The organism is Mycobacterium stomatepiae, from assembly GCF_010731715.1.
Classification (GTDB): Bacteria; Actinomycetota; Actinomycetes; order Mycobacteriales; family Mycobacteriaceae; genus Mycobacterium; species Mycobacterium stomatepiae.
Window position 1 is genome coordinate 6,179,917 of the sequence record NZ_AP022587.1, and the last position, 23,218, is coordinate 6,203,134.

Below are 23,218 nucleotides of genomic sequence, written 5' to 3' on the forward strand. Positions count from 1 at the left end.
TGTCGCCGCGAGCAAAGTCTGGGTGCATCCATATTCGTCCGCTTCGAGAACGGAAATTTGCGCGTTCGTCACGTCGGCACCACGCAGAGCGGGCGAAGTGGTTCTCAAAAGCGATAGTGCATGCGGTATCGCTGTGGCGGACGGCCACAGCCCTGCTCTCCCGTGACGCGTGGGATTCGAATCCGAGCACATACCTCATAGCGCGCGCGAAACGCGGTCGGCGCGCCAGCACCATGCGCGCATCGGGATATCGATCATGTCGGCACCGGGGAAGCGTGCTTGCATCGCCTCGCGCGCCGCGTCGAGCGTCTGAGCGCGCTCCTCTGGGGCGGCGATGATCGCCCGGCTGTAGGTCGCCAGCATCGCCACGGCGCCCTCGAGCGACATCGTCCGGACGAACCGGAAGATTTCGCGCTCGATGTTGTGGAAGATCTGCGGTTCGGGGAGGTCGAAGTGCAGGCGCTGGCGGAAGCGGTCTACCGATTGGACCTCTTCGAGGTCCTGGCCCGGCAGCCGGCCGAGGTCACGCACCCAGTCCACCTCACGGTCGCGGCTCGTCCAGATCAGGCCGAAGCGACCGCCGTCGTGCAGCACCCGACCGATCTCGGGAAGGGCTCGTTCGTGGTCCATCCAGTGCCGCGCCGACGAGACGAAAACCGCATCCGCCGCGGCATCCGGGAGCGGTATCGACTCGCCGCGGCCCTCGAGTGCGCGGATTCCCGGGGATCGCTCGGTCAGCACTTTACGCATCCGCGCGTCGGGCTCTACCGCGATGACTTGGTCGGCTCTGTCCACCAGCGTGCGGCTGAACAATCCGGTTCCCGCCCCCACGTCGACGGCCACCTCGCAATCGGGCGGCACCAGCCAGCCCACCGCCTCCTGCGGGGCCTGGGGCCGCAGTCCGTCATAGTCTTCGGCGATCGATCCGAAGGACATTGCGCGTTCTTGGCGATCAGTCACAACGCCACGCTAGTGCGCTTACCTGTGTCTGAACTTAGTGATTGCCATGTGCTGCAAGCGTTTCGTGCAATCGGCTGACCGATCCCCACAGGCAGAACTCGGGGCGGGCCCGCTGCAAGCCCGATCGATATATTCCGGCCCCCGCCGTCGGCGGCTCGTCATCGAGGTGCGCGGCCCGGGCGGACCGGGCTTGCGGCACAGTTCCTTGGCGGAAAAGCAGGAGCCCGCGATGCCCGCCACCGGGCAGCCAAACGAATCCGGACCGCGAACGGCGCGGCAAGCGCAAAATAATATGGCCGGTCGCCGGCCGGACGTTTGCGGGGAGGAGAACCTAGATGACCAAGACGAATAGGGCGCTAGCTCGCCCGCGATTGCTACAGCGTTGCGCGATAGGCGTGTTGGCTCTCGTGTTGGCGGGGTTGCCGGCGGCCTGGATGGCCGCGCCCGTGTTCAGCCGGGCCGACCCGTACTGCGCCCCGGGCTGGGCCTGGAGCGTCGAGTTAAACCAATGCGTGTTCGTGCTTCCCGCCGCAAACGGGCCGGGCGGGCCGGGCGGACCTGGTGGCCCCGGCGGACCGGGCGGCCCTGGTGGCCCCGGTGGACCGGGAGTTCCCGGGCGGCACTAGACATGTCATATGACCGCACCGCGACGTCGGGAGCTCAACCGTGCCGTCACCCGGATTTGGACTTTCCTAGCACCGGCCTACGACCAGCCGATGCTGCAGCAGTGGGTGTACCGTCCGCCGCACGACGAGGTGATCGCGCGGCTGCGTGATCATCAATCGCGCAGGATCGCTGACATCGCCTGTGGAACAGGAATTCTCAGCGACCGCATCGAGCGTGAATTACACCCCGAGGTCATCTACGGCGTAGACATGTCGGACGGCATGCTCGCCCAGGCGCGTGCCAGATCTGATCGGGTGCAATGGCGGCGCGGCCCAGCCGAGCAGCTGCCCTTCGACGACGGCACCCTCGATGCCGTCGTGACGACCTCGGCGTTCCACTTCTTCGACCAGCCGGCAGCGTTGCGAGAGTTTCATCGCGTACTGGCGCCGGGCGGACTTGTGGCCGTCTCCGCGCTCAGCACGCGACAAACCCTGCTGCATGTGTCGTCGGTGAATAGGTGGAAACCACAGCACAATGCGTCGCCCGCGGAGGTGCGCTCGACCTTCGAGGGTGCCGGCTTCACGGTTACCGATCAGCACCGCATCCCGCGGGCATTCTGGCTGCGCTTCGTATCCGACGTGGTGACCATCGGCATCAAAAGCTAGGGGCCGGTCAGGAAATCAGCACGGCGGGGGATCGGCATCCCATTCGGTCAATGTCCAGCCGTCGGAAGGATCTCCCGTGAGCACCACGTGACCCACGTTGGTCAACGACTGGGTCTTCAGCAACGACGGGTCCGCATTGCGCGCGTTCATCAACACCCAGAACATGATCGCCGCGCTGTGTGAGAACGCGACCGGGTTCTGCTCTCCGGTGTCGTAGATGCGCTGGACCGCTTCGGTGAACCGCGCGTTGAACTCGTTGCCATCCACGGAACCGGGGATCCGAGCGGTACGGTCGCCCTGTATCCAGCGCGCGGGAGCGGCGAAGTAGGTCTGGGGTATGTCGGCCTCGGGCGTGCCCTCGAACTTGCCGGCCTCGATCTCCCGCAGCCCGGGCAGCACGGTGATCTGTTCACCCAGCAATTGCGACGTCGGTGTGGCCGTCTCCTGAGTCCGGATCATGGTTGACGCGTAGACACCGTCGTAATGGTTGGGCGCCAACTCTGCACCCACCACGCTCGCCTGGCAGAAACCTCTCGGCGACAGTTCGGGGCCCGGGACCGTGGTGTCGATCAGTCCCGATGCATTGGCCGCCGACTGGGCATGTCGAACGAAAGTCAAGGTGATATTGCGATTGCCGGCGGCATGTGCGGGCGTCCAGCTCGCGGCCAGCATCGCGACGAGGGCGACCGCGACGAAACGTCGTATGTTCACGGCGATTTCACCCACACGCGCGAATACGTCGTCGTCATCCGCAGATTCACGCGAGAAGTGTAAAGCGTTGCGCGCAAGCGTGCCGCCCAAGGCCGCACAACAACGCACGACGCCCGCCTCGCCAGGCGGCGAAACGGGCTTCGTGTCGGGTCGAGGTCAACTATTTACAGCGGAATCCAGACTCCGAAGAACCAGAAGCCCCAGGCGTTGAAACCGGGATCCCACACGGGAGTTTCCTGGTAGCCCCAGTAGTTGATCGGGCCATAGTTCCACGGGCCCCCTGGCGGCGGGAGGGGTCGATCCCACGCCGGCCGAGGCGGTTCACCCGGACCCCAAGGGGCAGGTCCGTTGCCCCATGGCGCGTTGTTGAAGTATCCGCGGTGCGGATCCCCGTGCCACGGCCCGCCAGGGCCACCCGGCCCACCCGGTCCGCCAGGTCCACCCGGCCCACCCGGTCCGCCAGGTCCACCCGGACCATTGAAACCGGGGCCGCCGGGATGTCCGGGCCCACCAGGGCCATCGGGTCCGGGGCCGCCGGGACCACCTTGAGGTCCACCGGGGCCACCTGGGCCGTGTTCTCCGGGACCACCCGGGCCGCCCGGTCCACCGGGGCCGCCGGGATCATTTGGGCCGGCCGGAGCGCCGTGGCCTCCCGGGCCAGGAGCGCCGTGGCCTCCTGGAGCCGCAGGTGGTGTACCTGGAGCGGCATTCGCCAATCCCACGCCCACGCCCAGCGCTGCTGCACTAAAGGCGCCGGTAAGCGTGGCCGCCGCAATCATTTGCTTGAGTTTTATACTTTCCCCACGTATTTATCTAGTGGATAAATCGAACGTTGACCCCCAACTCGCTCAAGGCTAGAAAGGCTCGCTATGAGTCGGCTGTGTCTTACGCCTGCGAGGGCTTTGGCGGATGTACGGTAGCCGCGGATCGACGGGCGGGCCGGCGGGCCGACGTCCTGCCGAGAAAGTCAATAGTGCTGAGCGCGTGGAGTTTCGACTAAATAACAACCGCATATCTCGCGGCCGGGAAGACGAACTGTAACATCTACTGTTGCTCACCTCACAGGAGGAATAGGGATGAAAGCTCAGTTCGCGCGGAGATTCATGTGGTGACCCGGCCGAATGCCCTGCCGGATGACGTCGATTCAACGACGCCGCCGTACTTCATGCGCGACGAAAGTCGCTACGTGCCAACGGCAATGGCACGCGGCGGGTGGGGCCCGTCCATGAGTGGGCACGTGGTCGGTGGCATCCTGGCCGCGGCTCTCGAGGGTATGGTCGACGACCTCGAGTTCCAACCCGCACGGCTAACGGTCGACCTGCCCGCACCGGCCGCACTCGAGCCGTTCGACCTGCACACCAAGGTGCACCACGAACGCAGACGATTGCGGCTGGTCGAGGCGTTTCTCATCCAGCGGGGCGAACCGGTCGCACGCGCCAACGCGCTGTTCTTGCGGCGCGGCTCGCAGCCGGACGGCAAAGTGTGGTCGCAACCTTTACAGATGCCGCGGTTGCCCACCGAACTCGACGGAGGCGCGCCGACGCTGTTCCTGCGAACCTACGGTTGGGGCGGCGAGCTTCAAAACCCCGATCCCGAATGGGACACGACCGGACCGAAGTACACCTGGCTACACGAAACACGTCCGCTGATCGATGACGAGCCCCTCACGCCGTTCACCCGCGTGGCACTGTGCGCCGATGTCACCGCCGCCACCGCCAACTGGGGCACGAAGGCGCTCGAGTTCATCAACGTCGACTACACGCTGACCCTGAGCCGACTTCCCGAGGGGCCGCACATCGGGCTGGCCGCGTTGACTCATTACAGCGACGATGGAGTGGCCAACGGTTCGGCGGTGCTCGTGGACCACCTCGGACCGGTCGGCAGCGCGGTGTCGGCGTCGATCGCGCACTCCGGGTTTCTACCACCCTCGGACTTGCCGTCGGCTGGATGACGACCGGAGCCGACGTCACCTTCTGGACGTTGATCGCCGACGCGGCTCAGCGCCGGCCGAATCGACCGCTTTTCGCCGACGACTATGGCCGGAGCCAAAGCGCACGTCAGCTTCACGATGCCGCATGCGCGACGGCCGCCGCGTTGGCCGAACGTGGGATCCGTGCCGGAGCGATGGTGTCCTGGCAGCTGCCAACCACGCTCGAGACGGTGGTGGTCATGGCGGCCCTGGCGCGACTCGGCGCGGTGCAAAATCCGATCGTTCCGATATTGCGCGAGCGTGAGGTCGGCTTCATCACCGGGCAGCTGTCGACCGAATTCTTGGTGGTTCCTGAAGTTTGGCGCGGATTCGATCACGGCGCGCTTGCTCGGTCGTTGGCATCGGCGCAGGGCTTCGAGGTCATCACCCTCGACCTGGCGACACCTCCGCTGGCCGATGAGCTACGGCTGCCGCGTGCCGGCCTCGAGACGCTCACGGCGTCACCCGATGGCGACAACCAGTGGATCTACTACTCGTCGGGAACCACCGCGGCGCCCAAGGGGATTCGTCACACCGACAGCACGGTGATCGCCGGCTCGCGTGGGATGGTGGCCGCGATGGGCATCACCGCCGACGATGTGGATCCGATTGCCTTTCCGATCTCCCATATCGGCGGGGCCGCTATGGTGGCCGCCGCTCTGATGACCGGCATGCGCCTGGCGCTCTTCGAGGTATTCGATCCGGTCGCGACACCGCTGGCGATCGCGGCGCACAATCCGACCTTCTTGGGCACGGCCACACCGTTTTTCGTGGCCTTCCTCGAAGCCCAGCGGGCCCATGGTGATCGGCCTCTCTTCGGCGCGCTGCGGGTTGCATAGCCGGAGGCGCGCCGATCACCGCCGAAGTGGGACGGCAGGTCCGCGAGACCTTCGGAATGCCCGGCATTGCCAACGCGTGGGGAATGACCGAGTTTCCCGTGGCGACCTCACCGCCGCTCAACGCCGCGCCCGAGGTGCTCGACTACACCGTCGGCGCACCGGTACCGGGAGTCAGCATCCGCGTGGTCGACAGCCGCGAGAACGAACTGGCCGTCGGCCAGGAAGGGGAGCTGCGACTCAAGGGACCGCAGTGCTTCCTTGGCTATGCGGACGCCACCCTCGACGCCGACGCGTTCGACGTCGACGGCTGGTTGCGCACCGGCGATCTCGGGCTGATCGACGCCGACGGCAACGTCCGGGTCACCGGCCGAATCAAGGATGCGATCATCCGCAATGCGGAGAACATCTCCGCCCTCGAAATCGAAAACGTGCTCGCCACCGATCCCGCCGTCGGCGACGTCGCTGTCATCGGGGTGCCCGACAGCAGCGCGGGGGAGCGGGTCTGCGCCGTCGTGGTACCTGCTTCGGCTGACGACGTTTTGTTGGAATCCCTGGTGCAGCATTGCTATTCGCTGGGTCTGAGCCGTTACAAGCATCCCGAGCGCTTGGTCATCGTCGACAGCCTGCCGCGCAATCAATTCGGCAAAGTCATCAAGAAGGGTCTGCGCGAGGCGTTCGGTCGAGACCAGCTGTGAGGTCAATCGGAATGCGAAACCACATCTTCCTGTGACATCGGGCTACAGCCCCTTGGGCGCATCGCGGACGGCCTGCACCGCGGCCCCATCGCCGTCGAACTCGACGCGGGCCGCTCGCCCGACCGAGAACAGCAGCAGCTCTTCGGGCGCACCGGTCACGGTGACGGCCGGGCCGCTGCCCGCGATCAGCACCGTCTTGCCCTCCGGGAGACGCAATGCGACCCGGCCGGGAACTTTCGATAGCGTCATCCGGGCCATCAGCGGAAGCGTGCGACGCAGGCTCTTGGCCAGGGCCGGCTCCAGGACGCGCGGCGTCCAGCCCGGCTGCGCACGACGCACGTCCTCGTGGTGAATGAACATCTCGCCGATATTGGCCACCGGGTCGAGCAGCTTCAGCGGCGAGTAAACCGGCGGCCCGGACGCGACCTTGGCCAGCAGCGCATCCCAATCGGTCCGCTCCGCCACGTCGTTTTGCACCTTGGCAGTGTGGCCGGCGAAGAACGGGATGAGGATTTCGGGCGAGGCGTCGGGACGATATTCGCGAATCACAAGGTGAGCGGCCAAATCTCGGGTTGTCCAGCCGTCGCACAAGGTCGGCGCGTCCGGCCCGACGCTGCGCATGGTGTCGACGAGGGCGGCACGCTCGCGTTGCGCAACAGACACCTGAATTCCCTTCACCGGGTGGGCTGACCCCTTCAGCGTAGAGCCCGACCACAACGGTAGATTTGGATCCCATGAATGCGGGTGTTGAGCAATTGGAATTCCAGGCCGAGGCGCGGCAGCTCCTCGACCTGATGGTTCACTCGGTCTACTCCAACAAGGACTCGTTTCTGCGGGAGTTGATCTCGAACGCGTCGGATGCTCTGGACAAGCTGCGGCTGGAGGCGTTCCGCAACAAGGACCTCGACGTCGACACGTCTGATCTCCATATCGAGATCGACGTGGACAAGGGCGCGCGCACGCTTACCATCCGCGACAACGGCATCGGCATGACGCGCGACGAGGTCATCGGCCTGATCGGCACCCTCGCCAAATCGGGCACCGCCGAGCTGCGTCAGCAGCTCAGGGAGGCCAAGAACGAGGCGGCGTCCGAGGAGTTGATCGGCCAGTTCGGTATCGGCTTCTACTCCTCATTCATGGTGGCCGACAAGGTCGAGCTGCTGACGCACAAGGCCGGTGAAAGCGAAGCCACCAGGTGGGAATCGACCGGTGAGGGCACCTACACCATCGAGTCCGTCGAAGACGCCCCGCAGGGAACCGCGGTCACCCTGCACCTCAAACCCGAAGACACCGAAGACGAGCTGCACGATTACACCTCGGAGTGGAAGCTCCGGAGCCTCGTCAAGCAGTACTCGGATTTCATCGCCTGGCCCATCCGGATGGACGTGGAGCGGCGCACACCGGCCTCCCAGGAAGAAGGGGCCGAGGGTGGTGACGAGGTCGTCACCATCGAGACCGAGACCTTGAACTCGATGAAGGCGCTGTGGGCCAGGCCCAAGGACGAAGTGTCCGACGAGGAGTACAAGGAGTTCTACAAGCACATCGCGCACGCCTGGGACGACCCGCTCGAGGTCATCGTGATGAAGGCCGAGGGCACCTTCGAGTACCAGGCGCTGCTGTTCATTCCGTCGCACGCGCCGTTCGACCTGTTCAACCGTGACGCCCAGATCGGGGTGCACCTGTACGTCAAGCGGGTGTTCATCATGGGCGATTGTGACCAGCTCATGCCCGAGTACCTGCGGTTCGTCAAGGGTGTGGTCGACGCACAAGACCTGTCGCTCAACGTTTCTCGCGAAATCCTGCAGCAAGATCGGCAGATCAACGCGATTCGTCGCCGGCTGACCAAGAAGGTCCTGTCCACGATCAAGGAGCTGCAGTCCGAGCGGCCCGAGGACTATCGCACCTTCTGGACCCAGTTCGGTCGCGTCCTCAAAGAGGGCCTGCTCTCCGACGTCGACAATCAGGACACCCTGCTGCAGATCTCCTCGTTCGCGTCGACGCACAGCGAGGAGGACGCCGCCACCCTCGCCGAATACGTCGGGCGCATGAAGGAAGGGCAGGAGCAGATCTTCTACGCCACCGGCGAGACGCGGCAGCAAATCCTGAAGTCGCCGCACCTCGAGGCCTTCAAGGCCAAGGGTTACGAGGTTCTCATTCTCACCGACCCCGTCGACGAGGTCTGGGTGGGCACTGTGACCGAGTTCGACGGCAAGCCTCTGCAGTCGGTGGCCAAGGGCGAGGTGGACCTCGATTCCGACGAGGAATCCAGCGATGCCGAACGCGAGGAGCGGGAGAAGGAGTTCGCAGACCTGCTGACCTGGCTGAAAGAGACGTTGAGCGACCACGTCAAGGAGGTGCGGCTCTCCAGTCGCCTGACGGAATCGCCGGCCTGTCTGATCACCGACGCGTTCGGGATAAGTCCCGCGCTCGCCCGCATCTACCAGGCTTCCGGCCAGAACATCCCGATCGGGAAACGGATTCTGGAGCTCAATCCGGATCACCCGCTGATCACCGGGTTGCGCCGAGCCCACCAAGAACGGGCCGACGATCCGACGGTCGCCGAGACCGCCGAATTGTTGTACGGAACGGCTCTGCTGGCCGAGGGCGGTGCTCTCGAGGACCCGGCCAGATTCGCTGAGCTCTTGGCGAATCAATTGACTCGCATGCTGTAAGCAGGCAAAACGCGCCCGCCGGTCGAAGTTCCAACCGATTGAAACTTGGCTGAAGGGGATAATCACCTCGCATGGCCACGTTTCGAGCTATCGACCCGCATGGCGAGATAGTCGCGGCGAAGAATTTGGACAGCGCAGAGGCTGCCCACGCATGGTTTATGGACACCGTCGCGGGCAGTACTGAGCTGGGTTGGCGTATGGAGGTCGACGACAACGGCTCGTGGGCGTCCTTCGACGACACCGGGGGCTTTACTGCCCCGGCGAGTCGGCGTCCGCGCAACTAGTCGGCAGTGGACAGCCCTTCGGCCGCATCGCGCGTCAGGTGGACGGGGAACTCGTCGCCGGGCTCGGGCCACGGCTGACGCGCCAACATATCCTCGACGGTGACGTAGCCTTCCTCGATCACCCCGGCCTTCGCGTCCGCGATCCGATACCACTGCCGTTGGGTGTGGATGGGTTGGCCTTCGAGAATGACCACCCGGACGTCGCCCTCGTCGAACGAGCAACGCCGCTGCAACGCCTCCAACAGTTGCTCGTTGTGCAGGTGGCCTTCGCCGAAGTTCCAGCCGACCAGCGGGCCGGCGACGGCTTCGCCCTCGCGCATCCGGTACGCGGCCTCGTCGTCGACGGCGCGGGGCAGCAGCCCGTTGAGCGCGCGACCATGAGTGTGCATCGACCGAAACGCGCCGGCCTTGTCGATCGTGATCTCGGCGGTCGCCTCGTCGTACAGCCTGGTGAGTTGCTTGGCCGTGAGCGCAGAGCTTTTCACGACGTTGGCTTCGATCTTCGCTTCGGCACCCGCGCGGAAGCACCACACACTGGTCGCCCAGTTGCCGGCGTAGTAGCCCATCGCTGGGAGGAATGAAAACTGCTGGGGGAAAAGGTTTCCCAGAATCGGCACCACGGCCAGCGCGACGACGAGGATGGCCAGCAAAAGCGGCGACTGAAGGTCCGTCGCGTGAATTGTGTTGTAGTGCCCGAACAGATAGAACAGCGAGAAGATCAGGAACACATTCCACTCCAACGGAACCCCCATCGGCAGGTTGGAAATGATGTTGAGATGGAAGATCACCATGAAGGCGATCAGAAACCACGCCCAGCGATGACCGTCCGCGAAGAAAACCAGAACCAGTGGCACCAGGAATTCGGCCGTGGTGCCACCCACGTGCGCCATGACTTTGGGCACCCACGACGGACGCAGATCATTGACCGGGTCGCGGTAGAGCCGGTGTTTGACCCAGTTGAACAGTTTGCTGCGCAATAGCGGGTGATTGCTCGTCATCACCGCTACGACGTACGGAAAATGATGGTTGAGCTTGGACGTCGCCGCGCCCCACCACAGCCCGAGCATGATGATTTTGAAGCCGGCGATCTGATCGGTGAAACCGAAGAAGAACACGAATAGGGTCAGCCAGTAGTGTTCGCCGCGCGCGGCCAGGAACGCCGTCTTGTCGCGCAGACCCAGCAGCGCCAGGGCGATGATCGCCGGCGTCAGCAGGGCCGGATCGAGCAGGCCGACATCGCCCGCCGCGGTGACCGGCCCGCCGCGGCCTGGTGACAGCAGCGCCCAGACGCCGGAGGCCAGCACGATCGCGTAGAGGACCACGTCGATGATCGAGCGACTATCGCCGCGGGTGAAAGGAACCACGTGCGGCCAGGGCGGCAGACGAATCGTGTTCGGCCGTAACCAATAGAGAAATCCTCCGATTGGGGGCCAGAACCTTGCCGTGAGCGGCCCGGACCCGCAGCCCAGACCGTGCACTTCGAATAGCAGCGTGTAGACCACGACCTTCTGGTACACGATCGGCTGGGTCCACCACTGTTCGATGCGATCCAGGCCGCCCAGGCCGGGGGTGAGCGAGATGAGCGCTGCGGCCCCGCCGGTGTACGCGGCCATCTTGAGCACATAGAGCAGATAGATCGCATACGGGGTGCCGAAGCCGTGCTCCACCCAGTGCCGCGTCACCACCTGCATCCGCGTGGACCGGGGCAGCGAGGACCAGGTGTCGCGATCGACGTCTGGAAGGTCCGGCGTGATGAATCCCATGCTGGCCTCGTTCCGCATTGAACCTAGTAGGCGATTACTCAATGTAGCGCCACCACGCCATCTAATCGTGAGCTTGGCTTCGAATGCGGCGATCAAAACTCGACAGCCGAACGACAACACGCATTGCCTTCTGATGACACGCTCATTGTGGGTCTTCGCTAGCGCGTTGTAACGAAATACGCTGTGGTGACACGTTTGCCATCGCACCGTGCTCGAAGCGCGGACCGCCATAGCGACTTCAGCTCTGCCACTTGCGTGCTACGCGATGGTCGTTCAGTGGATGTTGTTCAGCGAGAGGGCGAAATGAGTTCAACGACAGAACAGGCAGTGCCCGCACGCCATCGGACGCCGCTCAACCGCTCACAAATCGTGGGTTTCTGGGGCGCGTGGACCGGTTGGACGCTCGATGGGATGGATTCCTTCATCTACGCGCTGGTACTCGCGCCCGCGCTGACCGAGCTGTTGCCGCGATCGGGGATATCCGCAACCTCGGCCAATGTCGGGTTGGTGGGCTCGGTTCTGTTCGCCCTGTTTCTCGTGGGGTGGGGTCTTTCCTTCATCTGGGGGCCGATCGCCGACCGCTTCGGGCGGACCAAGGTACTGGCGGCGACCATCTTCACTTTCGCGATCTTCACCGGGCTTTCGGCCATGGCGGAAAACGTCTGGGAGCTTGCCGTGTTCCGTTTCATCGCGGGTGTCGGGATCGGGGGCGAATGGGCCCTCGCCGGGACCTATGTGGCCGAGGCCTGGCCAGAGGATCGGCGCAAGATGGGTGCGGGCTATTTGCAGACCGGTTATTACGCGGGCTTCTTCTTGGCCGCGGCGCTCAATTACACGATCGGAGTTCACTTCGGTTGGCGCGCAATGTTTCTGATCGGCGCGGTACCAGTGGTGGTCGCAATTCTGATCCTGACGCGGGTGAAGGAGACCGAGAAATGGCAGCGCGTCGAGGCGGCGAGCTCGGTCCAGACGAATCCCCTGCGTGAAATCCTTGGCGTGCGCTACCGGCGTCGCACGTGGGTGGCGTGCGGGCTACTGACGATTGCGATCGTGGGCTTGTGGGCGGGCACCGTTTACGAACCGACGGCCGTGATTCAGCTCGCCCAGCACGCGGGTCTGGGCAGGGGTGACGCGACCAGAACGGCTTCGTGGGCGACGGGCTTGTTGTCGATCGGAACCATCCTGGGCTGTCTCGTCCTGCCGGTGATCGCGGAGCGCGTCGGACGCAGGAAGACGTGCGCGATCTATTTCGAGGGAATGGCGGTCGCGATCACGGGCAGCTTCGGCTGGGCGTTCTATCTGCCCAACGGCCTCGCGCCATTTATCGCGTGGCTGTTCGTGCTGGGCTTCTTCGGCGGCAAATTCGCGCTGTTCAGTCTCTGGCTGCCCGAGCAGTTCGAGACGCGGGTGCGCGCAACGGCGTTCGCATTCTGCACGTCGATCAGCCGGTTCGTCGGTGCCGGCGTGAACTTCTTGCTCGGCGCGGCAGTGCTGCACTCATACACCCTGGGCTTCCCCGTTGCTCTGACGGCGATCGTGTTCTTAGCCGGACTGTTCATCATTCCGCTGGCGCCCGAGACGCACGGCGAGATGCTGCCCCAGTAGGGGATTCGTCGCCGTCTTGCGCGGGCCAGCCTGAAGTGAACGAATACGGTGGCACCGTAGCGCCGGTCGCCGGCGTGACGCCGGTCCATTCCGCAAGCGCGTCTTCGGCCCAGCGAGCCCAGCGGATAACCGCCTCGTGTTGTCCCATCAGTAGCTTGCCCGTGATCGCGGCGACGGGCAGGCGATCAGGGAATGGCCCACCCGTGGTGGTGTACTCCGTTGATCTGTCCATGATTTCAGCGAGTCGCGCCTCGGCGTCGGCCCGGATTTCGGCCACCGTCGAGCGGAACTGATCGACGTCGCCGGCGTCGGCGAACGCCACCTTGATCATCGCTTCGGATTCCATCCGCATCCCGGCGGCGGGTGCATCCAGCCAGTCGCGCAGCGCGTCGCGCCCGGCGTCGGTGATCTCGTAGACGGTGCTGCGCCGTTTGCCCGTGAAGGTGACCGTCGAGTCGGCTAGGCCCGCGGAGGCCAGCTTCTTCGGCTCCTCGTAGATCATGCTGGCCGCCCGTGGCCAGAACCAGCTCAGTGCCCGCTCCATCTGTTGTGCGAGTTCATAAGTCGTGAACGGCCGGATAGAGAGCAGCCCGAGGATCGCGAAGGATGTCGGGCTCAGCTGCTTGCGAGACATGGGTTGAGAATACTCCAGATCGGACTAATATGGAAAATGCTCCGATATGCAGCATTTCTGAGGAGGCGGCATGCCCGATTCGACCGACAACGCGCCTCGCTTTGCGACGCGGTTGACCCGCGAATACGCCCTGCGCTACCCGCTCGTTGGCGCGGGTATGGGATTCATTGCACACGAACGGCTCGCTGCGGCGGTCACCAACGCCGGCGGATTGGGTGTACTCGGCGCCTCCCCGGATCCTGCCGAAAGCCTGTCCGTGATGGTAGAACGGTTGCGCGCCTTGACCTCTGGCCCGTTCGGCGTCGATCTCATCTGTGCCAACACGGGGCTCGGCCCGGCCAGCACCGACGAACATGTCGACGAATGCATCCGCCTGAACGTGCCCCTGGTCGTGTTTCACCACGACCCGCCCCCGGCGCACTGGGTCATGGCGCTGCGCGCGGCGGGAATACGCGTGTGGATGCAGGCGTCGTCACCGGAGATTGCCGCAATGGCAATCGGATTCGGCGTCGGCGGAATCGTCGCGCAGGGCAGCGAAGCAGGTGGCCATGCCCGCGGACGCACACCGTTGGACGCGCTGTTGCGTATCGTCCGGCACAACTGGCCCGACATGCTTCTGCTGGCGGCCGGCGGTATTTCCGACGGTACGGCCGCAGCCGCCGCTCTACGGGCTGGTGCGGACGGGGTATGGGTGGGCACCGCCCTGGTCGCCGCGACAGAAGCCAATGCGCATCCCGAGTACCAGCGTCGACTCATCGATATGCCCGGTAAGACGTTGCGTACCAGGGCCTTCGGACCTGAGTGGCCCGATCAACCCTACCGGCTTCTGGCGACCCCCGCGGTGCATAGCGCCGAGGCAAGCGCTGCTCAGCACAACGGGACCATCGGGCGCACACGACTATTTCCGCACTCGGTCAACCTGCCCTACGACCTGCCGGCGAGGTCGGCGCTGCCCCCGACTCCCGAGACCAGCGGTGATTGGGAGTCAATGGTCTATCCGGCCGGGCAGGGAGTGGGCGCGGTTCGGCGCATCGCGCCCGCCGCCGAGATCATCGAGCAGATGATGAGCCAGGCGCGCGCATATTATTGCCGTCCACGTCAAGGCTCAGCGGGTGGTAATGCCGACATTCAGTAGGGTCTCGCACATTTCGTTCTCCGTTCGGGACGCCGAGGTCAGCGCCCGATGGTGGGCCGCGCTATTAGACCTGACCGAAATCGACCGGGTGGCCGGTGATGGATGGCGCGGGATCTTGCTGATGCATCCGACTACGCGGACCATCATCGAGTTCCAGCAGCACGACGCTAATCAGGGTGAGACATTCGATAGACGTTCACAGCTGAGGGTGCTTCGTGTGGCCTGTGCCGGGCGCATGGCGATCGCCCATCTCAGTTGCGAGTCCGATTGCTACGTGCTGGCCAACATTCGTTGTTTGGTCTGCACACTCGCCCTGCTGTCCATATTTGTCTTAGCGGTGGTTTGGGTTTGCAGTGGGCCGTGACTCGGCGCGGGCCGTCAGCGGCGCGTATCCGCGCGTGGACACCTGGAATTCTTGATCAGGTCGGCGCCTTTTTCGGCGATCATTACCGTCGCCGCGTTGGTGTTCCCACTGATGATTGCGGGCATCACCGACGCGTCAACGACCCGAAGTCCCTCGACGCCGCGAACTTTGAGCTCGGGATCGACCACGGCGCGTTCGTCGACACCCATCGCGCAGGTACCAACCGCGTGGTATTCGGTCTGCGACCAGTTCCTGGCGTGAGCGGCCAGGGCGGCTTGGTCCAGATTCACCTCGGTGGGCAGGTTCATGCCTTTGAAGAACTTCCGCAAGGAAGGCTGCTGCGCGATCTCGATCGCCGCGCTCAGGCCTGCGATGGTTTCGTGAATATCTGCCGGATCGGAGAAGTAGGCGGGATCGATGCGAGGAGGCTTCAGCGGGTCGGCGTGGCCCAGCCAGAGCCGGCCACGGCTGCGCGGGTGGGTTACGGCGGCGTTCATCGTGAAATTGGACAGCGGCGGGCTGAAGCGGCCATGGTCGACGAATGATGTTGGTCCCCCGATGAATTGGATGTTTGGGATGCCGTCGCCAGAGGTGGATAGGAATCCGCCGACCTCACCGCCGTTGGAGGCGAAGGGGACACCGCGCCGGTCTTGCCAGATCGCAAGATTTTCCGGGCTAGCCATCTCCAGCAGATCCGTCGAACCCTGGGTTGCCCAGACGATCGGGGTCATCGTGTGATCGTGCAGATTCTCCCCGACGCCCGGCACGTCGACTTTCACGTCGATCCCTAGTGCCCGCAGCGGGTCGGCCGGACCGATGCCCGACAGCAGCAACAGTTGCGAGGAGTTGACGGTACCGCCGGCGAGAATCACCTCGGCCCCGGCATAGGCGGTCGTCTCTGCGTCAGCGTGCAGGTAGGCCACGCCGGTGGCGCGCGTCCCCGACAAGAGAACCCGGGTGGCAAGCGCGTTGACCCGCACGGTGAGGTTGGGGCGCCCGAGCGCCGGTCTCAGATAGCCGTCGGCGCCCGACCAGCGCCAACCTTCATGACAGCTGACTTGATAAGCGCCCGAACCGATCTGGGCGGCACCATTGAAGTCGTCGGTGGTAGCCAGACCCCATTCGCTCGCCGCGCTGATCCAATTGTGCGAAAGCTCATGCGTGAACATCCGGTCCTCGACGTGTAGGGGACCGCTCTGACCGTGCAGCGGTTCGCCGAGTCTGCTGTTGTTCTCTGCCTTGATGAAATAGGGCAGCACGCTGTCGTAATCCCAACCAGCGCAGCCGCGTTCGCTCCAGCCGTCGAAGTCGGAGCGGTCGCCGCGGATGTAGACCATCAGATTGATCGAGGATGAACCACCCAGCGTCTTGCCGCGCGGGTAGGCCATTGATCCCTGATAGTTCGTCTGCGGTTCGAGGCGATAATCCCAGTCGACTTCCGTCCCGAATAGGGAACTGAAGATGGCGGGGACCCGAATTGCGTCCTGGGTGTCCTCGGGGCCTGCCTCCAGTAAGAGCACTTGAACCGACGGGTCTTCGGACAATCGATTGGCCAGCACGCACCCGGCGCTACCGGCTCCGACTATCACGTAGTCGAAAGAATTTTGCGGTGAAGATGTCATGCGCCGAACGTACCTCTATCTGGATACAGATACAATCAGATGATGACTGCCTTCACATAGTCTGGCGCTAACAGCGCAGGTTGTCCTAGTCTTTGCATCATGGGACGCGTGCGATCAGAAGGTTTGGAATGAGGGATTACGACGGGAAGACCGCGACGGAGCGGGTCGCCGAGCGCCGTGCCCGGTTGGTCGACGCGGGCATCGAGTTGTTCGGCGAACAGGGCTACGCCGGCACTTCCATCCGGGCGGTGCTGCGACAAGCTGGGCTGCGCGATCGTTATTTCGGCGAGAGCTTCGCCGATCTGGACGCGCTGCTGGCTGCCGCCTACGACCAACTCATCGACGAGGAAGTCAGCGTTTGCCGTGTCGCGATCGACGCCACCAGTGGGGCCTCGGAAGGGGCGCGGGCGATGATCGATGCGATCAGCCGCGCGCTGGACGGTAAGCCCGGCCACGCGCGCATCAAGCTTCGCGAGGTGTTTGCGGGCGGGCCCATCGTTGCGGTCCAACGCGAGGTAGGGCTTCGCAAACTGGCCCAGCTCGTCGCCGATTTGTTGCCGGCGGCGGGCGGCGTCGACGACCGCAGACGGTTGTTGCTCGGCGTCGGGGTGGTGGCCGCAGCCGACGCGTACTTACTCGCCTGGCTGGACGGTGAATTAAAGGTGACGCGTGAAGAAGTGGTCGACCTCGTGACGCAAGTATTCGATTCGCTGGCGGCCGACATGGTGGTCAGCCCGTCGGGATAGCAGTCAGATGGCCGTCGACTTGCAGCAGGGCGTGGGCTTTCAGCGTCGACTTGGGCGCAGCTAGGGTATTCACCGGCGCGTGTTGTCCACGGTGTGCCAGTATCCCTGGTCCGCGATCGCGCCAGTGGCGGTTGCAAACGCTCGTCAGTAACCGATCGACGCCAGGCAGGAACCGCGTGGTTCTTGGTAGTACCCCAGCGCCATCAGGTTCAGCATGTAGACGACGCGCAAACCGTGGTCGAAACACCATCGCAAAAGCTCCGCGTTGCGCAACGGAACAAGAAATCCATTCCAGGAGAACGCGTTTGCGTCGGCGATCAACGCCATCAGATCTTCGTTGCTCACGGCAACAGAGTGGCCGGTGAAACCGACGTCGGTCGTGTACGCGGTGATCTGGCCGTCGCGTTCGACGACCTTTGCCGATCCGTGCGCGATCGCATCGCGCAGTTCGCCACTGCGGTCGTGGCCGTGCACCTGTAGACAGAGTTTGTCGCAGTCGGCCAAATCCGCTTCGTGGGCCGCGCGCACGTCGAATCCGCTGATCTGCATCGACAGGGGTTTGCCTTGGATTGCGGCGAGGGGTTCACGGACCTGGAAGCCGAGCTTGGTGTAAAGGCTCATCGAACGGTTGTGATATGCGACCTGTACCAGCCGCACTCCCAATGCCTGCTGCTCGGCGCTTCGGTCCAGCACGGCCTGCATCAAGGCGCGGCCGACGCCGCTGTCCTGGACATCGGTGGCCACGCTGACCGGGCCCACGCCGAAGATTGCCGAACGTTCGTCGAGAAAATTGCTACCAACGACCCGATCGTCGGATTCGGCTACGACGCTGAAGTATCCGGGGTGCGGCTGTAACGCCGCGACGAGATCATGGGCTTGCTGCACCGAGCGGAAATCCGACGGAAAGTTGTGCCGGGCAGCGATCGCGTTGAAAGCCTTGTAGCAGATGCGCGCGCCCTCGTTGGCGTCCGCCTGCGTCATGGGGCGTATGCGGGTCATCTGGTGTCCTTTATCCGTCGCCAGCACTAACGACGTAGCCTACCTAGTTGACCGGCAGCTAAACACCCTGCGGCTGAAAGGCTTACGCTTCCAGTAAGGAGCGAGTGTCTTTCAGGGAAGCGAAAACACAAGGGGGAGAGCCCGGTACGTGAGGAGGTGCCTAACCGCCGATTACGAAGCAGCGACCACTGCTCGTCGCAAGCAGGACCTCTTGGACCGCGGACTTGTCGATCGTCGAGAATTCGAAGCGATGGGTTTGTTGGCCGGCCTCGATGGCAGCATCCTGAGACTCGTTGGTGCCGTCCTTCTTACGCACGATCGCAGTGACCTTGTCCGGCTTCGACAGATTCTGCGGCTCGTGGAAATACCAAATCTCGATACCCGCTCCGGCTGAATTCGCTTGCCAGCCATCGGGTAGTAACACGCCGGGTTGCCCTCGGCGTCCGGCGGAGGCGGTGTGCAGATCGATAAGCCGACGCAATCGGGCGCTGCGCTGGTCGTTCCCGCCGGCACAACGGTCGTGGCGGGGGCAACGGTGGTGCTGCTGCTAGCCACGGGTTTCGCTGAGCTGGAGCCCGATGTGTTGGGTCCAGAAGCCTGGTGCGAGCCACAGGCGGTGACGGCAACCCCCAGTGCTATTGCTGCGAGGGGGAACAAGCTGCGAAGCATCGTCTTAGGCCTTCTATTAGCGAAGCGGCGTCAGTTGCTGACGAATACAGAGCTAACACTCGACGCGCTCGCATGGCAAGAGGCCCGGCGGTACACCGTCGCCTAGGAGTGGTCGGCGATCCAAGTGGTGGTGAAGCGCTGCACCGCGGGGATGCTCTCAGACAAACCTTCGCCGAGGGTCTTCTCGAGCTTGCCGCCCACCAAGGGGATTTTGACCTGCACTTTGACCGCGAACCGCAACTGGGTGCCATCGCCGGTCGGTTCCAGCCACGCTTCCGCGCGAGCCCCGCCCACCCCGGGCGAAGTCGAGACGTTGACCTGTCCGAGAACCTGACCGTCATCGGCCGGTTTCCACGTCTCCTCGTGCACGAGTTTCAGTTCGCCCGGTGCGAATTTGGCGACCGGGCCGGGCAAGAGCTGCCGCCCCAGGTGCTGAGTTACGCGCACTGTCACGCTGCCGTCGGGGTCGACATTCAGCGAGTCCAGGGTGGTGGTCTTGGTATCCCCGAGAGCGATCCGGGCCAGCCAATAGTCCTCGCGGCTGAACGCCGCGTGGATTTGTCGAACACTGGCAGGCGATTCAGTCACGATGTCGAATGAGCGGGGCATAGCAACTCATTCTTACCAAAGTCGCGGCCGACGTGTTGGGCTTGCTCGAATCGATTGAACGTCAGGGGAACTAGCGCGCGATGACGACTACTGCTTGTCGACTTTGGCAACGATCTGTTTGGCGGCGGTGACACCCGCGTCACCCGGATCCTTTCCGCACGCCTCGGTGTCAATCACAACGTTGTTCCGAACCGTCAGCGCCCGTTGACAGGTCTGGGACATCGAGTCGGTGCCCTTGCTCAGACTCACGCTTACGGTAGTGCTGAGTATCCCGTTGGCATTGGAAACCGGTCCCACCTTCCATTGGATGTTCGGGGCGTCCGGTTCGCCGCCGGGAACGGTTTCCTGGCGGTTGGCGCAGGTGGGCCAGCGCTGGGCCGAGGTGTTGAAGAAGGCGCTCGCCTGGTCGGCGGACGGAAACAACACCACGAACTGGGTGACATCGGGGTTCGGATCGTTTGAACCTGGGGGGATGGGCGCGAGGTCACGCTCGCCGTGCACCGCGGTGTTGCCGCTGCCGCCATAGATGGGCGCTAAGCCCTCGCCGGTGATGAAGAGGCACTCGGCGGGGAACTTGTACCCCTTGGGGAATACCTCGGCGCTTTTGTCCTCTTGCAGCGTGTCGAAGGTCTTGTCGGCCTTGGAGCCCGTGGCCCCCAGCACGGTGTCGACTTCGGCGGGAGTCAGCAAGAGGTTCGCGAGCGCGGCTTGCGCGAGGGAGGCTTCGATGACGTCGTGGTTGTGGTCGACGACGAAGCCGTGCCACCCTCGTTGCCACCGCCGCAGGCAGCGACCAATATCCCGGTAGTGGCCACGGCGGCGGCGACTGCAAATTGACGCATCGTTGGTGCCTTTCCTGCTCGACTCGACAGGGTTCCGCGCGCCCGCGCGTCAGCTATCGACTGATTGTTTGCGGATGGAGCATACGACAGCTGCCAGCGTCCCGCGGTGTTTGCGGACGGAACGACACGCTCAAAGCTGCCGGTGAGATCGCAGCGTGAACTACCGGATTCGTGCCGGCGGGCGCGGTGCCTACTGTTTGTCGACTTTGCCGGCGATCTGATTGGCGATGTCGATGCCCACGTCTCCGGGGATCGGGCGGCAACCGTCGACGTCGATCGCGATGTTGTTGCGCACGGTCAGCGCCCGCTGACAGCTTTTATCGATCGTCTTGCCGTCCTTGGTGAGGCTTATAGACACGGTCGTACTGAGAACTCCGTTGGCATTGGATACCGGTCCTACTTTCCAACCAAAGCCCGAAGACTTCGCGCTATCGGGGACTGTGCCTTGACGGTTGGCGCAGGCGGGCCAGCGTTGGGCCGAGGTGGTGAAGAAGGCACTCGCCTGCTGGGCGGACGGGAACATCACCACGTATTGGTTTGCGTCAGGGGTCGAACCATCTGACTCGGGCGAGGGGACGCTGACTCTCTCCCCGCGAACCCCGGTGTTCCCGCTGTTGGAATACACCGCGCGAGGCCGGGACCGGTGATGTACAAGCATTCGTCGGGGAACCTGAATCCCGGCGGGCCCACGCCCGCGGTTGGGTCTTCCTGCAACGAGTCGGACACTTTGTCGGTCCGCGAGCCGGTGACTCCCAGGACACCGTCGACGTCGGTCTCGCTGAGCAACAGATCCTGCAGGCTGCCCGGCGGGAGCGCCTGCTTGGTGGAACTCGACGGGGCCGTCCACGAGGACGTGGTGCCGGTGCCGCCCCCGTTGCTATCGCATCCGGCGATCAGCATCGCGGCGGCGGCGACCGCGACCAGGGCGGGTAGCTGACGCGTCATTGCGTGCCTTCCTGCTGGAGTCGATTCGGGTGAGCATACGACAGCAGTTGGCCGCCACCGCAGAACGACCGAGCTGTCAAACTGTGGTGTGCCCGAAATCTGCTTCGCCTCGGTAGCGCCGATCGTTCCCGTTCGAGATCTCGACATCGCGTTGGATCGTTACCGCCGATTGGGGTTCGATGCCCGCGGCTACGACGGGCCTGAGCGCTACGGTTTTGTCGACCGTGGGGCGGTATCGATGCACCTCACCGAGTGGGCCGAGCATGATCCGCTGCGCACGGCAGCCGGCGTGTACCTCTACGTCAGCGACGCCGACGCCCTCTACGCGGAATGGGCGGCGCTGCAGGATCTCGGTGGGCGCCTGGTGGAGCCCGCCGATACTCCTTACGGCTTAAGGGAATTCGCGTACATCGATCCCGACGGGACCTTACACCGCGTCGGTTCGCGGGGAAGTTGATCGCTCGCTCGACGCATCGGTGGTTGGGGATTCGGCGGCCTGGCTGTGTGCGAGCGCCACCGCCGCCGCGATCATCACCGCGACAGACACACCGAGCGCGACCATGCCGATGTGGTCGGTGCTCAACGTCTCGCCCAGCACGGTGATGCCAAGCACCGAGCCGACGAGCGGCTCGGCGACCGTCACCGCGGGCAGTGACGCGGTCAGCGGTCCGGCCCGAAACGCGGACTGCTCCCAGGCCGTCGCGGCGATTCCGATCACCGCCCACACGTAGAACTCGGGCGTCCGCAACAATTCCGGGATGCCGCGGCCGAGTTGGTCGACCACACCCTTCGTCAACACGGAGAAAAGACCCCACAACGCGCCCGACATGAGCCCCAGCAGCAACGCGCTCAGCCAACCCGAGGACAACCGGGCACCGATCACACAGACGATCAGTGCTGGGCCCAGGATCAAGGCCACAATCGTCCATGTCTTAATCGACCCGCGGGGAGTGCCGGCTTGCGGGTTGCCGACGGTCACCACCACGGCGACGGCAGCCACCAGGAGGACTGCCCAAATAGCTTGCCAGCGCGATATTTTGCGATGATTCTTCGTGCTGCTGATGAGCATCGCGAACAGCAAAGAAGTCACCGACAGCGCCTGCACGAGAACCACCGAACCCAGGCCGAGCGCCGCGGCCTGCAGCCCAAACCCGGCGGCGGCCACGAGGCTGCCTAGCCACCAACGGCGATCGTGCAGTAGCCGATGGAACAGTGCCGGGTGCTGACCGGTGTGTCGGTGACCTGCCGAGCCGATTGCTGTTCTAGGATATGTCCGATGCCGATCATCAGGGCGGCCGCCAACGCGAGTAGCACCGCGATCCAGGTCGGTCCCATCGAAAGCTCCGGTCAGCTGTTGCGCATGATCTTCAGCGCAGTGGTGATCATCGGTATCTGAAGAGGCAGCCGTGCGAAGGCGGCGATGCGCATCGGCCACGGCTTGCTCCACCACAACCGGCACATGTTGACGTTGGCCGGGAAGACCCCGATGAACAGAAAGATCGCGGCGAGCGCGGCGAACCGGCGAGTCGGTCGCGGCACCAGCAAGGCGCCGGTGGCAATTTCGGCGACCCCCGATGCATAGGTGTAGAACCGCGGGGTGCCGGGCAGCTCGGCGGGGACGATCGTGTCGAACGGTGTGGGGGCGAGGAAATGCACGGTGCCGATACCCATCAGCATCGCTGCGACTCGATATGCGGCGGTCTGGACTTCGCGCTGGGCTACTGGCGTGGTGGTCATGGACTCATTGTGCTCATGGCGGGCGCGTGGTGCTCATGCCGGGCGCGAGCGTAACGCCACGGTGAGATTGTGAGGAGCTTTTCGCAGTGCCGTTTCCCCCGCACGCGGGAAGCGCCCAACTCGCGGCAGAGGCGCCCAGCTCGTGAC

23 protein-coding genes and 2 pseudogenes are annotated in these 23,218 nt (G+C 64.2%); 10 read left to right on the top strand and 15 right to left on the bottom strand.

The window, feature by feature from the left end; all coding sequences use genetic code 11:
* Positions 1–195 precede the first annotated feature (195 nt).
* Positions 196–960 carry a class I SAM-dependent methyltransferase gene (locus G6N54_RS29240; RefSeq protein ID WP_163794299.1) on the bottom strand — a complete coding sequence of 255 codons (765 nt, stop codon included), beginning with the start codon at positions 958–960 and terminating at the stop codon, positions 196–198.
* Positions 961–1,595: 635 nt separating this feature from the next.
* Here G6N54_RS29240 and G6N54_RS29245 point away from each other — a divergent pair.
* On the top strand, positions 1,596–2,231 hold the full coding sequence (locus G6N54_RS29245) for a class I SAM-dependent methyltransferase (protein WP_163794301.1): 636 nt from the start codon (positions 1,596–1,598) through the stop codon (positions 2,229–2,231).
* Positions 2,232–2,246: 15 nt separating this feature from the next.
* Here G6N54_RS29245 and G6N54_RS29250 read toward each other — a convergent pair whose 3' ends face one another.
* Both G6N54_RS29250 and G6N54_RS29255 read right to left on the bottom strand, forming a co-directional pair.
* The gene (locus G6N54_RS29250; protein ID WP_163795111.1) at positions 2,247–2,903 is read right to left on the bottom strand and encodes a histidine phosphatase family protein; all 657 of its coding nucleotides are present in this window, start codon (positions 2,901–2,903) and stop codon (positions 2,247–2,249) included.
* Positions 2,904–3,106: 203 nt separating this feature from the next.
* Complete coding sequence (locus tag G6N54_RS29255; protein ID WP_170313101.1) at positions 3,107–3,736, bottom strand: chitin-binding protein; 630 nt, start codon at positions 3,734–3,736, stop codon at positions 3,107–3,109.
* Between the two features lie 371 nt (positions 3,737–4,107).
* Here G6N54_RS29255 and G6N54_RS29260 point away from each other — a divergent pair, with 371 nt between their 5' ends.
* Complete coding sequence (locus G6N54_RS29260; protein ID WP_163795113.1) at positions 4,108–4,893, top strand: acyl-CoA thioesterase domain-containing protein; 786 nt, start codon at positions 4,108–4,110, stop codon at positions 4,891–4,893.
* Positions 4,890–6,445, top strand: a pseudogene (locus G6N54_RS29265) (class I adenylate-forming enzyme family protein). The gene G6N54_RS29260 and the pseudogene G6N54_RS29265 overlap by 4 nt, the downstream one beginning before the upstream one ends.
* 42 nt (positions 6,446–6,487) lie before the next feature.
* Here the strand turns inward: G6N54_RS29265 and G6N54_RS29270 are convergent.
* Positions 6,488–7,108 (bottom strand): TIGR03085 family metal-binding protein, encoded by a 621-nt coding sequence (locus G6N54_RS29270; protein WP_163794305.1) that lies wholly within the window; start codon positions 7,106–7,108, stop codon positions 6,488–6,490.
* 71 nt (positions 7,109–7,179) lie between these two features.
* On the opposite strand from G6N54_RS29270, the gene htpG reads away from it, so the two are divergent.
* Positions 7,180–9,117, top strand: a complete 1,938-nt coding sequence (htpG, locus tag G6N54_RS29275; RefSeq protein ID WP_163794306.1) for a molecular chaperone HtpG — start codon at positions 7,180–7,182, stop codon at positions 9,115–9,117.
* 71 nt (positions 9,118–9,188) lie between these two features.
* Positions 9,189–9,401, top strand: a complete 213-nt coding sequence (locus tag G6N54_RS29280) for a hypothetical protein (RefSeq protein ID WP_163794308.1) — start codon at positions 9,189–9,191, stop codon at positions 9,399–9,401.
* Here G6N54_RS29280 and G6N54_RS29285 read toward each other — a convergent pair.
* Positions 9,398–11,164: a DUF3556 domain-containing protein gene (locus G6N54_RS29285; protein WP_163794310.1), complete on the bottom strand. Its 1,767-nt coding sequence runs from the start codon at positions 11,162–11,164 to the stop codon at positions 9,398–9,400. The two genes, G6N54_RS29280 and G6N54_RS29285, sit on opposite strands and share 4 nt — an antisense overlap.
* Before the next feature lie 411 nt (positions 11,165–11,575).
* Here G6N54_RS29285 and G6N54_RS29290 point away from each other — a divergent pair, with 411 nt between their 5' ends.
* Entirely contained in the window at positions 11,576–12,769 is a 1,194-nt protein-coding gene (locus G6N54_RS29290; protein ID WP_197939559.1) for an MFS transporter, read from the top strand.
* On the opposite strand, the gene G6N54_RS29295 is transcribed toward G6N54_RS29290, so the two are convergent.
* Positions 12,723–13,403 carry a PadR family transcriptional regulator gene (locus G6N54_RS29295; protein ID WP_163794314.1) on the bottom strand — a complete coding sequence of 227 codons (681 nt, stop codon included), beginning with the start codon at positions 13,401–13,403 and terminating at the stop codon, positions 12,723–12,725. The two genes, G6N54_RS29290 and G6N54_RS29295, sit on opposite strands and share 47 nt — an antisense overlap.
* Positions 13,404–13,473: 70 nt before the next feature.
* Here G6N54_RS29295 and G6N54_RS29300 point away from each other — a divergent pair, with 70 nt between their 5' ends.
* Positions 13,474–14,538 (top strand): NAD(P)H-dependent flavin oxidoreductase, encoded by a 1,065-nt coding sequence (locus G6N54_RS29300; RefSeq protein ID WP_163794316.1) that lies wholly within the window; start codon positions 13,474–13,476, stop codon positions 14,536–14,538.
* Between the two features lie 378 nt (positions 14,539–14,916).
* Here the strand turns inward: G6N54_RS29300 and G6N54_RS29305 are convergent, their stop codons facing one another.
* Complete coding sequence (locus tag G6N54_RS29305; protein ID WP_163794318.1) at positions 14,917–16,524, bottom strand: GMC family oxidoreductase; 1,608 nt, start codon at positions 16,522–16,524, stop codon at positions 14,917–14,919.
* Between the two features lie 128 nt (positions 16,525–16,652).
* Here G6N54_RS29305 and G6N54_RS29310 point away from each other — a divergent pair, with 128 nt between their 5' ends.
* Positions 16,653–17,270: a TetR/AcrR family transcriptional regulator gene (locus G6N54_RS29310; RefSeq protein ID WP_163788009.1), complete on the top strand. Its 618-nt coding sequence runs from the start codon at positions 16,653–16,655 to the stop codon at positions 17,268–17,270.
* Between the two features lie 144 nt (positions 17,271–17,414).
* On the opposite strand, the gene G6N54_RS29315 is transcribed toward G6N54_RS29310, so the two are convergent.
* Positions 17,415–18,269, bottom strand: a complete 855-nt coding sequence (locus G6N54_RS29315) for a GNAT family N-acetyltransferase (RefSeq protein ID WP_163794320.1) — start codon at positions 18,267–18,269, stop codon at positions 17,415–17,417.
* Between the two features lie 160 nt (positions 18,270–18,429).
* Positions 18,430–18,693: a hypothetical protein gene (locus G6N54_RS30905; RefSeq protein ID WP_232073167.1), complete on the bottom strand. Its 264-nt coding sequence runs from the start codon at positions 18,691–18,693 to the stop codon at positions 18,430–18,432.
* A 33-nt stretch (positions 18,694–18,726) separates the two neighbouring features.
* On the opposite strand from G6N54_RS30905, the gene G6N54_RS30910 reads away from it, so the two are divergent.
* Positions 18,727–19,044 carry a hypothetical protein gene (locus G6N54_RS30910; RefSeq protein WP_232073169.1) on the top strand — a complete coding sequence of 106 codons (318 nt, stop codon included), beginning with the start codon at positions 18,727–18,729 and terminating at the stop codon, positions 19,042–19,044.
* On the opposite strand, the gene G6N54_RS29325 is transcribed toward G6N54_RS30910, so the two are convergent.
* The 4 genes from G6N54_RS29325 to G6N54_RS30920 all read right to left on the bottom strand — a co-directional run bounded on the left by G6N54_RS29325 (position 19,041) and on the right by G6N54_RS30920 (position 21,334).
* Positions 19,041–19,547, bottom strand: coding sequence for a DUF2505 domain-containing protein (locus tag G6N54_RS29325; protein WP_163794323.1), 507 nt, complete (start codon positions 19,545–19,547; stop codon positions 19,041–19,043). The two genes, G6N54_RS30910 and G6N54_RS29325, sit on opposite strands and share 4 nt — an antisense overlap.
* Positions 19,548–19,634: 87 nt before the next feature.
* Entirely contained in the window at positions 19,635–20,237 is a 603-nt protein-coding gene (locus G6N54_RS29330) for a sensor domain-containing protein (protein ID WP_232073171.1), read from the bottom strand.
* 342 nt (positions 20,238–20,579) lie between these two features.
* Positions 20,580–21,014: a sensor domain-containing protein gene (locus G6N54_RS30915; RefSeq protein WP_232073179.1), complete on the bottom strand. Its 435-nt coding sequence runs from the start codon at positions 21,012–21,014 to the stop codon at positions 20,580–20,582.
* The gene (locus tag G6N54_RS30920) at positions 20,912–21,334 is read right to left on the bottom strand and encodes a hypothetical protein (protein ID WP_232073849.1); all 423 of its coding nucleotides are present in this window, start codon (positions 21,332–21,334) and stop codon (positions 20,912–20,914) included. Before G6N54_RS30920 ends, G6N54_RS30915 begins: the two co-directional genes overlap by 103 nt.
* 97 nt (positions 21,335–21,431) lie before the next feature.
* On the opposite strand from G6N54_RS30920, the gene G6N54_RS29340 reads away from it, so the two are divergent.
* Complete coding sequence (locus G6N54_RS29340; RefSeq protein WP_163794327.1) at positions 21,432–21,791, top strand: bleomycin resistance protein; 360 nt, start codon at positions 21,432–21,434, stop codon at positions 21,789–21,791.
* Here G6N54_RS29340 and G6N54_RS29345 read toward each other — a convergent pair.
* Positions 21,762–22,669 (bottom strand): annotated as a pseudogene (locus G6N54_RS29345) (DMT family transporter). The gene G6N54_RS29340 and the pseudogene G6N54_RS29345 overlap by 30 nt on opposite strands.
* A gap of 12 nt (positions 22,670–22,681) precedes the next feature.
* The gene (locus G6N54_RS29350) at positions 22,682–23,071 is read right to left on the bottom strand and encodes a DoxX family protein (RefSeq protein ID WP_163794325.1); all 390 of its coding nucleotides are present in this window, start codon (positions 23,069–23,071) and stop codon (positions 22,682–22,684) included.
* Positions 23,072–23,218: the final 147 nt, after the last annotated feature.

Bases quoted from the DNA above. Each gene is read 5' to 3' on its own strand.
- G6N54_RS29280 (WP_163794308.1), top strand. From the start codon at position 9,189: ATGGCCACGTTTCGAGCTATCGACCCGCATGGCGAGATAGTCGCGGCG.
- G6N54_RS30920 (WP_232073849.1), bottom strand. From the start codon at position 21,334: ATGACGCGTCAGCTACCCGCCCTGGTCGCGGTCGCCGCCGCCGCGATG.
- G6N54_RS29295 (WP_163794314.1), bottom strand. From the start codon at position 13,403: ATGTCTCGCAAGCAGCTGAGCCCGACATCCTTCGCGATCCTCGGGCTG.
- htpG (WP_163794306.1), top strand. From the start codon at position 7,180: ATGAATGCGGGTGTTGAGCAATTGGAATTCCAGGCCGAGGCGCGGCAG.
- G6N54_RS29285 (WP_163794310.1), bottom strand. From the start codon at position 11,164: ATGGGATTCATCACGCCGGACCTTCCAGACGTCGATCGCGACACCTGG.
- G6N54_RS29245 (WP_163794301.1), top strand. From the start codon at position 1,596: ATGACCGCACCGCGACGTCGGGAGCTCAACCGTGCCGTCACCCGGATT.
- G6N54_RS29300 (WP_163794316.1), top strand. From the start codon at position 13,474: ATGCCCGATTCGACCGACAACGCGCCTCGCTTTGCGACGCGGTTGACC.
- G6N54_RS29260 (WP_163795113.1), top strand. From the start codon at position 4,108: ATGCGCGACGAAAGTCGCTACGTGCCAACGGCAATGGCACGCGGCGGG.
- G6N54_RS29290 (WP_197939559.1), top strand. From the start codon at position 11,576: ATGGATTCCTTCATCTACGCGCTGGTACTCGCGCCCGCGCTGACCGAG.
- G6N54_RS29310 (WP_163788009.1), top strand. From the start codon at position 16,653: ATGAGGGATTACGACGGGAAGACCGCGACGGAGCGGGTCGCCGAGCGC.
- G6N54_RS29250 (WP_163795111.1), bottom strand. From the start codon at position 2,903: ATGCTGGCCGCGAGCTGGACGCCCGCACATGCCGCCGGCAATCGCAAT.
- G6N54_RS29305 (WP_163794318.1), bottom strand. From the start codon at position 16,524: ATGACATCTTCACCGCAAAATTCTTTCGACTACGTGATAGTCGGAGCC.
- G6N54_RS29315 (WP_163794320.1), bottom strand. From the start codon at position 18,269: ATGACCCGCATACGCCCCATGACGCAGGCGGACGCCAACGAGGGCGCG.
- G6N54_RS29325 (WP_163794323.1), bottom strand. From the start codon at position 19,547: ATGCCCCGCTCATTCGACATCGTGACTGAATCGCCTGCCAGTGTTCGA.
- G6N54_RS29350 (WP_163794325.1), bottom strand. From the start codon at position 23,071: ATGACCACCACGCCAGTAGCCCAGCGCGAAGTCCAGACCGCCGCATAT.